The sequence below is a fragment of the Enterobacter sp. 5-4 genome (assembly GCF_000612205.1).
In the GTDB taxonomy this organism is placed as follows: Bacteria; Pseudomonadota; Gammaproteobacteria; order Enterobacterales; family Enterobacteriaceae; genus Enterobacter; species Enterobacter roggenkampii.
The window spans coordinates 44,220-57,284 of the sequence record NZ_JFHW01000029.1 but is presented as its reverse complement, the minus strand read 5'-3'; the positions used below and the strand labels follow the sequence as shown (position 1 = coordinate 57,284).

Here is a 13,065-nt window from a genome sequence, read left to right as displayed (position 1 = left end):
AACTGTTACCCATGTATCCGGTCTAAAGTGTTACCCATGTTTCCGGTTCATACCCTGCGCTTACCGGGGCGACGAAATCACAAACCTACGGACGCGACTCTTCCGCTTCCGGGAGCGTCACGTTCAGCTCCAGAATCGAAATATCCCCGTCTTTTTGTTCCAGCTGCACCGTCACCATCTCCGGGTCAATCTGCACGTACTTACAGATCACTTCCAGGATGTCCTTGCGCAGCTGCGGCAGGTAGTGAGGCTCGGCGTCGCTACGACGACGCTCCGCAACGATAATTTGCAGACGTTCTTTTGCGATGTTGGCGGTGTTCTTTTTCCGCGAGAGAAAAAAGTCCAGTAATGCCATAACTTATCCTCCGAACAGGCGTTTGAGGAAACCTTTCTTCTCTTCTTCAATGAAGCGGAAAGGACGTTCTTCTCCCAGCAGACGGTCAACGGTATCGGCGTAAGCTTTACCTGCATCTGCCATTGTATCAAGGATCACTGGCTCGCCCTGGTTAGAGGCGCGTAACACGGACTGATCTTCCGGGATAACGCCCACCAGCTTAATGCGCAGGATCTCCAGCACGTCTTCCATGCTCAGCATGTCACCTTTGTTCACGCGGCCCGGGTTGTAGCGGGTGAGCAGCAGGTGTTCTTTAATCGGGTCTTCGCCATTTTCCGCACGACGGGATTTAGAGGCGAGGATCCCGAGAATGCGGTCTGAGTCACGCACGGATGAAACTTCAGGGTTGGTGGTGATGATTGCTTCATCAGCGAAGTAGAGCGCCATCAGGGCACCGGTTTCGATGCCGGCAGGGGAGTCACAGACGATGAAGTCGAACTCCATTTTTTTCAGCTCGTCGAGCACCTTTTCTACCCCTTCACGGGTCAGGGCGTCTTTGTCACGCGTCTGAGAAGCCGGGAGAATGTAGAGGTTCTCGGTGCGCTTGTCTTTAATCAGCGCCTGGTTCAGCGTGGCATCGCCCTGAATGACGTTCACAAAGTCATACACGACGCGACGCTCACATCCCATGATGAGGTCGAGGTTACGCAGGCCGATATCGAAGTCGATAACGACGGTTTTCTTTCCCTTCTGGGCCAAACCAGTAGCGATGGCCGCGCTGGAGGTGGTCTTGCCAACGCCTCCTTTACCCGAAGTAACAACAATAATGCGTGCCATAGAAATTCCTTGTTAAAAAGGGATCAATTCAACGGTTGAACGGTCAACGCGTCGTCTGCCAGAAGCAGGCGAGCCGCTTTGCCATAAAATTCGGCTGGGATCTTGTCGCTCAGCCAATATTCACCTGCGATGGACACCAGTTCCGCCGTCAGGTGAGTACAAAATATTTGCGCGTCCCGATCGCCACTTGCACCTGCGAGCGCACGTCCACGCATCATACCGTAAACGTGAATATTGCCATCTGCAATCAGCTCAGCGCCAGCACTGACGTGGCTTGTAACAATCAGATCACAGTTTGGTGCATAAATGCGCTGACCGGAACGAACCGGCACATCAATCATTCGCGTTTTTGTGATGTTTGTAACGTTTTGCGCCGCAGGAGGGGGCGTTTCGACGGCAACGGGTGCCGCACGCGGGGCTTTTTCTTTGCCTTCATTCAGAAGCGGCAGCCCCGCACGGTCAATTTCCGCTTTCAGTTCAGTATCTTTGCAGCCGCTGATGCCGACAATACGCAGTCCGGTCGAGGAGACGGCCTGCTGGAGACGTTTCCAGTTAACCGGCGCTTCAAGACCGCTGACGTTGATAACAACAGGGGCGTGCTTCAGGAAGGCGGGAGCCTGGGCGATTTTGTCTTCTAACGCCTGACGAATAACCTCGGGTTTTGCATCATGCAAATGTACCACTGATAAGGTGAAGCTACTGCCTTTAAGCTCGATGGGCGTGTTTGACATCCTGGCCTTACTCAATTTGCTATTAACCGCAACCACTCGCTGCGATATTCCGAAGAGTATCAGGCATGTTATAGTCAGGAGTATATTGAGGCAAGCAACCACCCATTAATTCAGAGTAAAAACATGTTTTGTGTGATCTACAGAAGTACAACCCGTGACCAGACCTATCTTTATGTCGAAAAGAAAGACGATTTTTCACGCGTGCCTGAAGAATTAATGAAGAGCTTTGGCCGACCGCAGATGGCGATGCTGCTGCCGCTTGATGGTCGCAAGAAACTGGTGAATGCCGATCTGGAGAAAGTGAAAACGGCATTAGCCGAGCAGGGCTATTATTTACAGCTTCCGCCGCCACCCGAGAATTTATTAAAACAGCATCTTGAGGCGAACGGGAAAAAATAGCCTCAACTGTTTTTGAGCACAACACATCAACCGTTTAGGGGTCGACCATGTATCAACATCATCACTGGCAAGGTGCATTACTGGATTATCCCGTCAGCAAAGTGGTTTGCGTGGGCAGCAACTATGCAAAACATATTCAGGAGATGGGCAGTGCGACGCCAGAAGAGCCGGTTCTGTTCATTAAGCCTGAAACGGCGCTTTGCGATATTCGCCAGCCGCTGGCCCTGCCGCAGGGGCTCGGCTCGGTGCACCACGAAGTGGAACTCGCCGTGCTGATCGGCGCAACGCTGCGTCAGGCCTCCGAAGAGCATGTGCAGAAAGCGATTGCCGGATACGGCGTGGCGCTGGATCTGACGCTACGCGACGTGCAGGGTAAAATGAAGAAAGCGGGGCAGCCGTGGGAAAAAGCCAAAGGGTTTGATAATTCCTGCCCGATTTCGGCGTTTGTGCCGGTGAGCGAATTTACCGGCGATCCGCAGGATACGCCGCTCAGCCTGAAGGTTAACGGTGAAATCCGCCAGCAGGGCACCACGGCAGACATGATCCATAAGATTGTGCCGCTGATCGCCTACATGAGCCGCTTCTTTACCCTCAAGCCAGGTGATGTGATCCTGACCGGCACGCCGGAAGGCGTTGGTCCGCTCGCGAGCGGTGATGAACTTGAAGTTGGTTTTAACGGCCTGTCGCTGAAAACCCGCGTGCTGTAACCTCCTCTTGCCGCCTGAAAAGGGCGGCAAAACTTGCAACGACGTGCCAGACTCGTTATAAGGTGCGCTTTCTTTTGACGTGTGGACATCCTGATGAACGACATCCCTTTCTGGCAAAGCAAAACTCTCGACGACATGACCGACGCGGAATGGGAATCCTTATGCGACGGCTGTGGTCAGTGCTGCCTGCACAAGCTGATGGATGAAGACACGGACGAAATCTACTTCACCAACGTGGCCTGCAAGCAGCTGAACATCAAAACCTGCCAGTGCCGCAACTACGAGCGCCGCTTCGAGTTCGAGCCAGACTGCATTAAATTAACCCGTGAGAATCTGCCCACCTTTGAATGGTTGCCGCATACCTGCGCGTATCGCCTGCTGGCGGAGGGGAAAGGTCTGCCTGACTGGCACCCCCTGCTGACCGGTTCAAAAGCGGCGATGCACGGCGAACGTATCTCCGTGCGCCACATTGCGGTGAAAGAGTCCGAGGTGCGGGACTGGGAAGATCACATCATGAACCACCCGACCCGTTGAGATTAAAAAACCCGCCGAAGCGGGTTTTTTATTGTGCGCTGTTGTGTCGGGTGGCGCTGCGCTTACCCGACCTACAAAACCGTAGGCCCGCGCAAGCGAAGCGCCGCCGGGCGAATTAACGTCCGAACAAATCGCGTTTCTTCGGTTTGAACGGCTGAGCGATCAACACCAGCAGCGCCACGATGAAGTAGGCGGCAAAAATGCCCACCAGCCACTGCGGCATCTCCAGCGTCAGGAATTCCCACTGGCGAACGGAGCAGTCACCGGAGGCAACGAACACCTGCGGCAGCCATTTGTCCAGCGGCAGCCAGCTCGGGAAGCGGGCGGCAAAATCGCAGGTCATAAACGGTGACGGATGCAGCTGCATCATCGTGTGCTGCCAGGAGAGTTCAATGCCTTTCCAGGCGCTGTACAGCCAGATTACGATCCCGGCATAGCGAAGCGGCGACTTTGGCGCAATCGCGCCGACCAGGCCAGCCCCCATAATGCCGAACAGCGCGCAGCGTTCGTAAATACAGAGCACGCAAGGTTTGAGTCCCATTACGTGCTGGAACCACAGCGCGACCATTTCCAGCGCAAAGGCGGTAAGGGCCATTAACAACCATGCTCCGCGACCGCGGGAGCACTGGTTTAAAAATCTCAACATAATCATTTCCCTGGAACATGCTTAGAAAGCGCAGTGTAAACGAATTCGTTTTTCGCGCCACCTGTACCTGGCGAAATAAAACGTAATTGGATGTTTATCGTGCGAAAAGGCAAACGGGCAGCGAACTGCCCGAGTTGCAGTGTTTACTGCGCCGCAAGTATACCCGCTTGTATCAACCATTGCGTACAGGGAATAAGGGTAATTTTGACGCAAAGCAATCCCACGATCGTAAGCACCAGCGTATAGGGCAGGGCCATCCAGACCATTCTTCCATAAGAAAGACGTATGAGTGGCGCAAGGGCGGAGGTCAGCAGGAACAGGAAGGCGGCCTGGCCATTGGGTGTCGCCACCGACGGCAGGTTGGTACCGGTGTTGATCGCCACGGCCAGCAGTTCAAACTGTCCGGCGCTGATCACGCCTTGCTCCATCGCGGTCTTAGCCTCGTTAATGTAGACCGTCCCGACAAAGACGTTATCTGAGATTGACGAGAGCAGGCCGTTAAACAGGTAAAACAGCGACAGCTGAGCATCCGGCGATGCCCGTAAGACAAAGGCAATAATCGGCGCGAACAGGTGCTGGTCGATTATCACCGCCACGACCGCAAAGAACACCGCCAGCAGGGCGGTAAACGGCAGCGCTTCGGTAAAGGCTTTGCCGATGGCATGCTCATCCGTCACGCCGGTAAAGGTCGTGGCGAGAATAATCACGGACAGACCAATCAGCCCCACTTCAGCAAGATGGAACGCCAGCGCGGCGATAAGCCAGACGCCGATGATCCCCTGTGCAATCAGGCGCAGCGTCTCCTGGCGCGTCCGCTGGCGTCGGCTCTGCAGATCGAATTTATGCAGTTCCTGACGTACCGGCTCCGGGAGTTGTGCCCCGTAACCAAAGAGGCGAAACTTCTCCACCAGCAAACAGGTCGCCAGACCGCAGATCAGCACCGGCACGCTCACCGGGGCCATTCTCAGGAAAAAATCACCGAAGTGCCAGCCCGCCGCTTTCGCAATGATCAGGTTTTGCGGCTCGCCCACCATCGTCATCACGCCCCCCAGTGCGGTACCGACGCCGGCATGCATCATCAGGCTGCGCAGGAAGGCGCGAAACTGCTCCAGTACCTCACGGTTATGCGCATCGACATGGCTGTCATCCTGCAGATCCTCACCCGGACGAGAGGAGGCCACGCGGTGATAAATACCGTAAAACCCCACCGCGACGCTTATCACCACCGCGACGACCGTCAGCGCGTCCAGGAAGGCTGACAGGAAGGCCGCCGCAAGGCAAAACGCCAGCGAGAGAACCATTTTCGACGGAATGCTGAGCAGCAGGCGCGTAAAGATAAACAGCAGCAGCTGTTTCATAAAGTAGATGCCCGCCACCATAAACATCAGCAGCAGAAGCACTTCAAGATTTGAAGCCAGCTCTGCTTTGACATGCTCGGCTGAGGTCATGCCAATCACTACCGCTTCAAACGCCAGCAATCCGCCCGGCAACAGGGGATAACATTTCAGCGCCATCGCCAGGGTGAAGATAAACTCCGCGACCAGCAGCCACCCGGCAACGAACGGGTTCACGTAAAAGAGGAGAGGGTTAACGACCAGGAACACCAGCAGTATCAGTTTGTACCAGTCAGGAGACTGGCCTAAAAAATTGCGCCACAGGGCGCGCCCAAAAGAAATTTCCACGACAGACGTCCTTCCCCGTCAAGTAAGACAAAACATCAGTATACGCAAAATTCACGGTCCAGACGCGGATAAGACTGCATTGTAAATTTCATAAAAATGAAACGGCGATCCCTCTTTTCTCTCTTTGCCGCGCTACCTGCCACTGCACGCCTCTGGTATGATGAGTCCAATTTGCAAAAGCTGTGTAATGGAAATCTCACTATGGTCATTAAGGCGCAGAGCCCGGCGGGTTTCGCGGAAGAGTACATCATTGAAAGCATCTGGAATAATCGTTTCCCTGCGGGGTCCATTCTTCCGGCTGAACGCGAACTCTCTGAACTGATTGGCGTCACTCGCACCACGCTGCGTGAAGTGCTTCAGCGACTGGCGCGCGATGGCTGGTTGACGATTCAGCACGGCAAGCCAACAAAAGTGAACAACTTCTGGGAAACCTCCGGGCTGAACATTCTTGAAACGCTGGCGCGTCTCGATCATGAAAGCGTGCCGCAGCTCATTGATAATCTGCTCTCCGTTCGCACCAACATCGCGACGATCTTTATTCGTACGGCTTTCCGCCAGCATCCGGAAGATGCGCTTGCGGTGCTGGCCAGTGCCAACGAGGTGGAAGATCACGCCGACGCGTTCGCCACCCTCGATTACAACGTCTTCCGTGGCCTGGCGTTTGCCTCCGGCAACCCGGTGTACGGTCTGATCCTCAACGGTATGAAGGGACTCTACACCCGCATTGGCCGCCACTACTTTGCCAATCCCGAAGCCCGCAGCCTGGCGCTGGGCTTTTACCATAAGCTGAGCAAGCTGTGCTCCGAAGGTCTGCACGATCAGGTGTATGAGACAGTGCGCCGCTACGGTCACGATTCCGGTGAAATCTGGCACCGTATGCAGAAAACGCTGCCGGGTGATTTGGCGATTCAGAGCCGCTGAAATAAAAAACCTCTCGTGTGAGAGGTTTTTTTTCGTCGGGTGGCGGCTGCACCTTACCCGACCTACGGGTTTTGTAGGCCCGGTAAGCGTAGCGCCACCGGGCAAAAAAGGCTGGACTACAGCGTATTCAACCGCGCCGGGCAGCGTTCAAGCAGCTCGACGCTCCCGTCTTCATTCTGCTGCTCCAGCTGCACGTCAAAGCCCCAAAGGCGATGCACGTGCTTCAGCACCTCTTTACGCCCCTTATCCAGCGGCGCGCGATTGTGCGGAATATAGCGCAGCGTCAGGGAGCGGTCACCGCGCAAATCCACGTTCCACACCTGAATGTTGGGTTCAAGATTGCTCAGGTTGTACTGGGAAGAGAGGCGAGAGCGGATCTCACGGTATCCCTCCTCGTTGTGGATTGCGGAGATCTCCAGATAGTTGTTGCGGTCGTCGTCCAGCACGGTGAAGAAGCGAAAGTCACGCATGATCTTCGGCGACATAAACTGGCTGATGAAGCTCTCATCCTTAAAGTCGCGCATCGCAAAATGCAGCGTTTCCAGCCAGTCAGATCCGGCGATATCCGGGAACCAGTACTTGTCTTCTTCCGTCGGCGACTGACAGATACGCTTAATGTCCTGGAACATGGCGAAGCCAAGCGCATACGGGTTAATCCCACTGTACCACGGGCTGTTATAGGGCGGCTGGAACACCACGTTGGTATGGCTGTGGAGGAACTCCATCATGAACCGCTCGGTAACTTTCCCCTCGTCATACAGGTGGTTGAGAATGGTGTAGTGCCAGAATGTCGCCCAGCCTTCGTTCATCACCTGCGTCTGCTTTTGCGGATAGAAATACTGGCTGACCTTGCGCACGATGCGCAGGATCTCACGCTGCCATGGCTCCAGCAGCGGGGCGTTCTTCTCCATAAAATAGAGCAGGTTTTCCTGCGGCTCGGACGGATAGCGACGCGCTTCGGCGATCGTTTTTTCCTCCTCACGCTTCGGCAGGGTGCGCCACAGCATGTTCACCTGGCTCTGGAGATACTCTTCGCGGCTTTTCTGCCGTGCTTTCTCCTCCTGCAGGGAGATTTTCTGCGGACGTTTATAGCGGTCTACGCCGTAGTTCATCAGCGCGTGGCAGGAGTCGAGCAGTTTTTCCACTTCGTCCACGCCGTAGCGCTCTTCGCAGTCGGTAATGTATTTACGGGCGAAGATCAGGTAATCGACGATGGAGCTGGCATCCGTCCAGCTGCGGAACAGGTAGTTATTCTTGAAAAAGGAGTTGTGCCCGTAGCAGGCGTGCGCCATCACCAGCGCCTGCATGGTAATGGTGTTCTCTTCCATTAAATAGGCGATACACGGATTGGAGTTGATGACGATCTCATACGCCAGACCCTGCTGCCCGTGCTTATACAGCCGCTCCGTTTCGATAAATTTCTTACCAAACGACCAGTGCGGATAGTTAATCGGCATCCCGACGCTGGAGTAGGCGTCCATCATCTGTTCGGACGTAATGACTTCAATCTGATGGGGATAGGTATCCAGGCGATACAGTTTTGCAACCCGGTCGATTTCGGCGAGGTAAACATCCAGCAGCTCGAAGGTCCAGTCGGGTCCATCGCTCAGACGTGTGTTGTCCTTGTTCAGGGAATCAATAGTAGCCATTAGCGCGCCCTCGTTGTGGGTGCTCTCTCTGTCTGGAGAGCCTCCTTTCAAGCATAGATCAACGTGTTAAAAAGCGTGCTGGGGCAGAAATTTTTTCTTTGCGATTTCGCGTTTTTGATACGGCAAAAAAACGGTGTCTCTCAGCATTTTATGCTGGTTAAAAATAACGCGCAGCAGGAGATCCCAAATTAGCACTATCCCCTGATGCTGGGGGATGTGTGAGGTAAGTCACCATAAAAAAGTCGTATGTTGAATAATATTTTCAACTAGGTTATCAATCTGTAATTAGAAGATTGTTCTTTTGCACATAATGGAGTGGCTATGCGTGTTGTCATACTGGGAAGTGGTGTCGTTGGGGTAACCAGCGCCTGGTATTTAAGTCAGGCGGGACATGACGTCACCGTTATCGATCGTGAGTCAGGCCCCGCGCTGGAAACCAGCGCGGCGAACGCCGGGCAAATCTCTCCGGGCTATGCGGCACCGTGGGCAGCACCGGGCGTTCCGCTGAAAGCGATTAAATGGATGTTCCAGCGCCACGCGCCGCTGGCCATCAGCCTTGACGGCACGCAGTTCCAGCTGAAATGGATGTGGCAGATGCTGCGCAACTGCGACACACGCCACTACATGGAGAACAAAGGGCGCATGGTGCGCCTGGCGGAATACAGCCGCGACTGTCTGAAAGCGTTGCGCGCCTCAACCGGGATTGAGTACGAAGGCCGTCAGGGCGGAACGCTCCAGCTGTTCCGCACCGAACAACAGTATGAAAACGCCACCCGCGATATCGCCGTGCTGGAAGATGCTGGCGTACCGTATCAGCTGCTGGAAGCCAGCCAGCTTGGTCAGGTTGAACCTGCGCTGGCGGAAGTGGCGCATAAGCTGACGGGCGGCCTGCGCCTGCCGAATGACGAAACCGGCGACTGCCAGCTCTTTACGCAGCGTCTGGCGCAGATGTGCGAGCAGGCAGGGGTGAAATTCCGGTACAACACCTCTGTCGACAAGCTGCTGTCGGAAGGGGAAAAAATTTACGGCGTGAAGTGTGGCGAAGAGGTGATCAAAGCGGATGCCTACGTCATGGCGTTTGGTTCGTACTCCACCGCGATGCTGAAGGGCATCCTCGATATTCCGGTCTACCCGCTAAAAGGCTACTCGCTGACCATTCCGGTAAAAGAGGAGAGCGGCGCACCGGTTTCTACCATTCTGGATGAAACCTATAAAATCGCCATTACCCGCTTCGATAACCGCATCCGCGTAGGCGGCATGGCGGAGATCGTCGGCTTCAACACCGAACTGCTGAAACCGCGTCGTGAAACGCTGGAGATGGTGGTGGGGGACCTCTTCCCGCGCGGTGGCTTTGTCGAGCAGGCGACCTTCTGGACCGGCCTGCGTCCGATGACGCCGGACGGCACGCCGATTGTGGGGCGCACGCCGTTCAAAAACCTGTGGACCAATACCGGACACGGTACGCTTGGCTGGACGATGGCCTGCGGCTCCGGGCAGCTGCTGAGCGACCTGATTTCCGGACGCACGTCGGCCATTCCGTTTGACGATCTCAGTGTCGCGCGCTATCAATCGGGGTTTACGCCGTCGCGTCCACAGCACCTGCACGGCGCACATAACTAAGGAGTTGTCATGTCCCGTCCTGTTCTCGCTCAGCTGAACCTGCAGGCCCTGAAGGATAACCTGCAGATTGTTCGTCGGGCAGCACCTGGCGCACGCGTGTGGTCGGTGGTGAAAGCGAATGCCTACGGCCACGGCATTGACCGTATCTGGAGCGCGCTGAGCGCCACCGATGGCTTTGCGTTACTCAATCTTGAAGAGGCCATTCTGCTGCGCGAGCGCGGCTGGAAAGGGCCCATACTGCTGCTGGAGGGCTTCTTCCACGCCGACGATCTGCCGCTGCTGGATAAGTACCGGCTGACCACCAGCGTTCACAGCAACTGGCAGATCAAAGCGATTCAGGATGCGAAGCTCCACGCGCCGCTGGATATCTATCTCAAGGTCAACAGCGGTATGAACCGCCTGGGCTTCCAGCCTGAGCGGGTGCATACGGTCTGGCAGCAGCTGCGCGCCCTGAAGAACGTGGGTGAAATGACGCTGATGGCGCACTTTGCCGACGCGGAAAAACCGGACGGTATCGCCGATGCCATGGTCCGCATTGAGCAGGCTGCAGAAGGGCTGGACTGCCCGCGCTCGCTGTCCAACTCGGCGGCCACGCTGTGGCATCCCGAGGCGCATTACAACTGGGTGCGTCCGGGGATCGTTCTGTACGGCGCGTCGCCCTCGGGCCAGTGGCAGGATATCGCCAACAGCGGCCTGAAGCCGGTTATGACCCTGCGCAGCGAAATCATTGGTGTGCAGACCCTGAAAGCTGGCGACACGGTGGGCTACGGTAGCCGCTATCGGGCAAAGGGCGAGCAGCGGATTGGTATCGTGGCGGGCGGCTATGCCGACGGCTACCCGCGCATTGCGCCGACCGGTACGCCTGTGTGGGTAGATGGAGTCCGCACGGGAACGGTAGGCACCGTATCAATGGATATGCTGGCCGTTGACCTGACGCCCTGCCCGCAGGCGGGTATCGGTTCCCCGGTCGAGCTGTGGGGTAACGAAATCAAAATTGATGACGTGGCGGCCGCGGCGGGCACGGTAGGGTATGAACTGATGTGTGCCCTGGCACCGAGGGTGCCGGTTGTGACGGTGTAACGTATGTTCGCCGGGTGGGGCTAACGCTTACCCGGCCTACGTTCGAGGGTTTTGTAGGCCGGGTAAGGCGAAGCCGCCACCCGGCAAAAAAACCGCTACTCCGCTTCCTCTTCCATCGGCCTCAAACCGACTTTCCTTACCGCGTTATCTTCTTTCTCTGCTACCGTCCAGATCATCCCGGCAAACTCTACCTGATCGCCCACGACCGGGGCAGCGCCAAGCCGCTGCTGGATGATTTCGCCCAGCGTTTGCTGGCTATCTCCGTCTTCAGCACCTTCATCCAGGCCGTAAATCAGTGCCACATCGGCAAACCTGGCGCTGGCTTCCAGAATAAAATCGCCGAAGAAACGCTGGTCCAGCGCCACCGGCGGGGACTGGCTGAACAGCTTGCCCAGCGCGGGCAGGTCACGCTCGCGGCCAATCACGCAGAGAATATCCCCTTCGCGCAGGCGGGTGCTGCCGGTAGGGTGCAACAGGACATTGTCGCGGAACAGGGCGGCAATGCGCGTTTCGGCCGGCATGTGCAAATCGCGCAGCGAAGCGCCCACGCACCATTTGTCGGCGCTCAGCTGATAGACGAACTGCTCCCACGGGTTTTCCGGATGAATGTCGAGCCCCACCCGCGACACCGGCCAGCCCACGGGAGGTACCACGACTTTGGCTTTTTTCGCCGCCCACCCGAGGGACGTTCCCTGGAACAGCAGCGAAATCAGCACCACGAAGAAGGCCACGTTAAAGAACAGCCGGGCGTTATCCAGACCGGCCATCATCGGAAAGACCGCAAGAATAATCGGAACCGCGCCGCGCAGACCCACCCAGCTGATAAAGACGCGCTCGCGCAGGTTGAAGCCGCGAAACGGCAGCAGGCCAGCAAATACCGACAGCGGACGGGCGAAGAAGATCATCCACGCAGACAACAGCAGCGCCGGAACGGCGATGGGCAGCAGGTCCGATGGGGTAACCAGAAGACCGAGCACCAGGAACATGCCGATCTGCGCCAGCCATGCCAGGCCGTCGAAGTTCTGCAAAATGGCATGGCGGTTGCGAATAGGGCGGTTGCCCATCAGGAACCCGCAGAGGTAGACGGCGAGAATGCCGCTGCCGTCCAGCGCCGTGGTAACGGCAAAAATAAGAATGCCGCCGCTCAAGGCCAGCAGCGGGTAAAGCCCCGCGGGCAGCGAGATGCGGTTGATCATCTGCTGTAAGAGGTATCCCCCCGCCAGGCCAATAACAATCCCCAGCCCGAACTGCTGCAGGATATGCCACGCAAACATCCAGCTGAGGCCCGTCTCGTGCTGCTGGATCATCTCAATCAGCGTGATGGTGAGAAACACCGCCATCGGATCGTTGCTGCCGGATTCAATCTCAAGCGTGGAGCCAACGCGTTCGTTAAGCCCTTTACCGCCGAGCAGGGAAAACACCGCAGCCGCATCGGTTGAGCCCACGATGGCGCCTATCAGCAAACCTTCCATGATATTCAGATGGAAAAGCCACGCGGCCATCATCCCGGTCAGACCGGAGGTAATCAACACGCCGACCGTGGCGAGCGACAGCGCAGGCCCTAAGGCCACGCGGAAGGAGCTCGCCTGGGTGCGCATCCCGCCGTCCAGCAGGATCACCGCCAGCGCCAGGTTACTCACCATGTAGGCGAAAGGGTAGTTATCGAAAGGGATACCGCCAATGCCATCAATGCCGGCCAGCATGCCGATGGCGAGGAAAATAACAAGAATAGGTATGCCGAGACGCGATGAAAATGAACTTAATAAAATACTGCTGGTTACAAGGACCGAACCCAGAATGAAAAGGCTGATTATCGCTGCGGCATCCAATGTTCTCTTACTCCCACCTCAATGTTAACGCTGTTACTAAAACCCTAACATATTAACGACGGCAACAGCGTTTTATTAAGGGGGTATAACGGCTTT

Annotated in this window: 13 protein-coding genes; 6 read left to right on the top strand and 7 right to left on the bottom strand. The window is 56.2% G+C overall.

Going from position 1 to position 13,065, the window contains the following annotated elements:
* Nucleotides 1–85 precede the first annotated feature (85 nt).
* Genes minE through minC form a run of 3 tightly spaced genes read right to left on the bottom strand, consistent with a single transcriptional unit; the run spans nucleotide 86 to nucleotide 1,902 of the window.
* The gene (gene minE / locus AA74_RS0120050; protein ID WP_008500504.1) at nucleotides 86–355 is read right to left on the bottom strand and encodes a cell division topological specificity factor MinE; all 270 of its coding nucleotides are present in this window, start codon (nucleotides 353–355) and stop codon (nucleotides 86–88) included.
* A gap of 3 nt (nucleotides 356–358) precedes the next feature.
* On the bottom strand, nucleotides 359–1,171 hold the full coding sequence (minD, locus tag AA74_RS0120045; protein ID WP_008500505.1) for a septum site-determining protein MinD: 813 nt from the start codon (nucleotides 1,169–1,171) through the stop codon (nucleotides 359–361).
* A gap of 23 nt (nucleotides 1,172–1,194) precedes the next feature.
* Nucleotides 1,195–1,902: a septum site-determining protein MinC gene (gene minC / locus AA74_RS0120040; RefSeq protein WP_008500506.1), complete on the bottom strand. Its 708-nt coding sequence runs from the start codon at nucleotides 1,900–1,902 to the stop codon at nucleotides 1,195–1,197.
* A 123-nt stretch (nucleotides 1,903–2,025) separates the two neighbouring features.
* Here minC and AA74_RS0120035 point away from each other — a divergent pair, with 123 nt between their 5' ends.
* The 3 genes from AA74_RS0120035 (at nucleotide 2,026) to AA74_RS0120025 (ending at nucleotide 3,542) form a co-directional block, all read left to right on the top strand.
* On the top strand, nucleotides 2,026–2,301 hold the full coding sequence (locus AA74_RS0120035; RefSeq protein ID WP_008500507.1) for a YcgL domain-containing protein: 276 nt from the start codon (nucleotides 2,026–2,028) through the stop codon (nucleotides 2,299–2,301).
* 47 nt (nucleotides 2,302–2,348) lie between these two features.
* On the top strand, nucleotides 2,349–3,008 hold the full coding sequence (locus tag AA74_RS0120030) for a fumarylacetoacetate hydrolase family protein (RefSeq protein ID WP_025913137.1): 660 nt from the start codon (nucleotides 2,349–2,351) through the stop codon (nucleotides 3,006–3,008).
* Nucleotides 3,009–3,101: 93 nt separating this feature from the next.
* Nucleotides 3,102–3,542: a YcgN family cysteine cluster protein gene (locus tag AA74_RS0120025; RefSeq protein WP_008500509.1), complete on the top strand. Its 441-nt coding sequence runs from the start codon at nucleotides 3,102–3,104 to the stop codon at nucleotides 3,540–3,542.
* A gap of 115 nt (nucleotides 3,543–3,657) precedes the next feature.
* Here the strand turns inward: AA74_RS0120025 and dsbB are convergent, their stop codons facing one another.
* Together dsbB and nhaB are read right to left on the bottom strand one after the other, a co-directional pair.
* On the bottom strand, nucleotides 3,658–4,188 hold the full coding sequence (gene dsbB, locus AA74_RS0120020) for a disulfide bond formation protein DsbB (RefSeq protein WP_025913136.1): 531 nt from the start codon (nucleotides 4,186–4,188) through the stop codon (nucleotides 3,658–3,660).
* A 143-nt stretch (nucleotides 4,189–4,331) separates the two neighbouring features.
* A complete protein-coding gene (gene nhaB, locus AA74_RS0120015; protein WP_023293930.1) occupies nucleotides 4,332–5,870 on the bottom strand; it encodes a Na(+)/H(+) antiporter NhaB in 1,539 nt (512 codons plus the stop codon).
* Between the two features lie 201 nt (nucleotides 5,871–6,071).
* Between nhaB and fadR the strand changes: the two genes are divergently transcribed.
* Complete coding sequence (gene fadR / locus AA74_RS0120010; RefSeq protein ID WP_008500512.1) at nucleotides 6,072–6,791, top strand: fatty acid metabolism transcriptional regulator FadR; 720 nt, start codon at nucleotides 6,072–6,074, stop codon at nucleotides 6,789–6,791.
* Nucleotides 6,792–6,907: 116 nt separating this feature from the next.
* Here fadR and AA74_RS0120005 read toward each other — a convergent pair whose 3' ends face one another.
* The gene (locus tag AA74_RS0120005) at nucleotides 6,908–8,440 is read right to left on the bottom strand and encodes a SpoVR family protein (RefSeq protein ID WP_023293929.1); all 1,533 of its coding nucleotides are present in this window, start codon (nucleotides 8,438–8,440) and stop codon (nucleotides 6,908–6,910) included.
* A 321-nt stretch (nucleotides 8,441–8,761) separates the two neighbouring features.
* On the opposite strand from AA74_RS0120005, the gene AA74_RS0119995 reads away from it, so the two are divergent.
* Complete coding sequence (locus AA74_RS0119995; RefSeq protein WP_025913135.1) at nucleotides 8,762–10,060, top strand: D-amino acid dehydrogenase; 1,299 nt, start codon at nucleotides 8,762–8,764, stop codon at nucleotides 10,058–10,060.
* Nucleotides 10,061–10,069: 9 nt separating this feature from the next.
* The gene (gene dadX / locus AA74_RS0119990; protein ID WP_008500515.1) at nucleotides 10,070–11,140 is read left to right on the top strand and encodes a catabolic alanine racemase DadX; all 1,071 of its coding nucleotides are present in this window, start codon (nucleotides 10,070–10,072) and stop codon (nucleotides 11,138–11,140) included.
* A gap of 95 nt (nucleotides 11,141–11,235) precedes the next feature.
* Here dadX and AA74_RS0119985 read toward each other — a convergent pair whose 3' ends face one another.
* Nucleotides 11,236–12,969, bottom strand: a complete 1,734-nt coding sequence (locus tag AA74_RS0119985; protein ID WP_021240401.1) for a potassium/proton antiporter — start codon at nucleotides 12,967–12,969, stop codon at nucleotides 11,236–11,238.
* Between the last annotated feature and the right edge of the window lie 96 nt (nucleotides 12,970–13,065).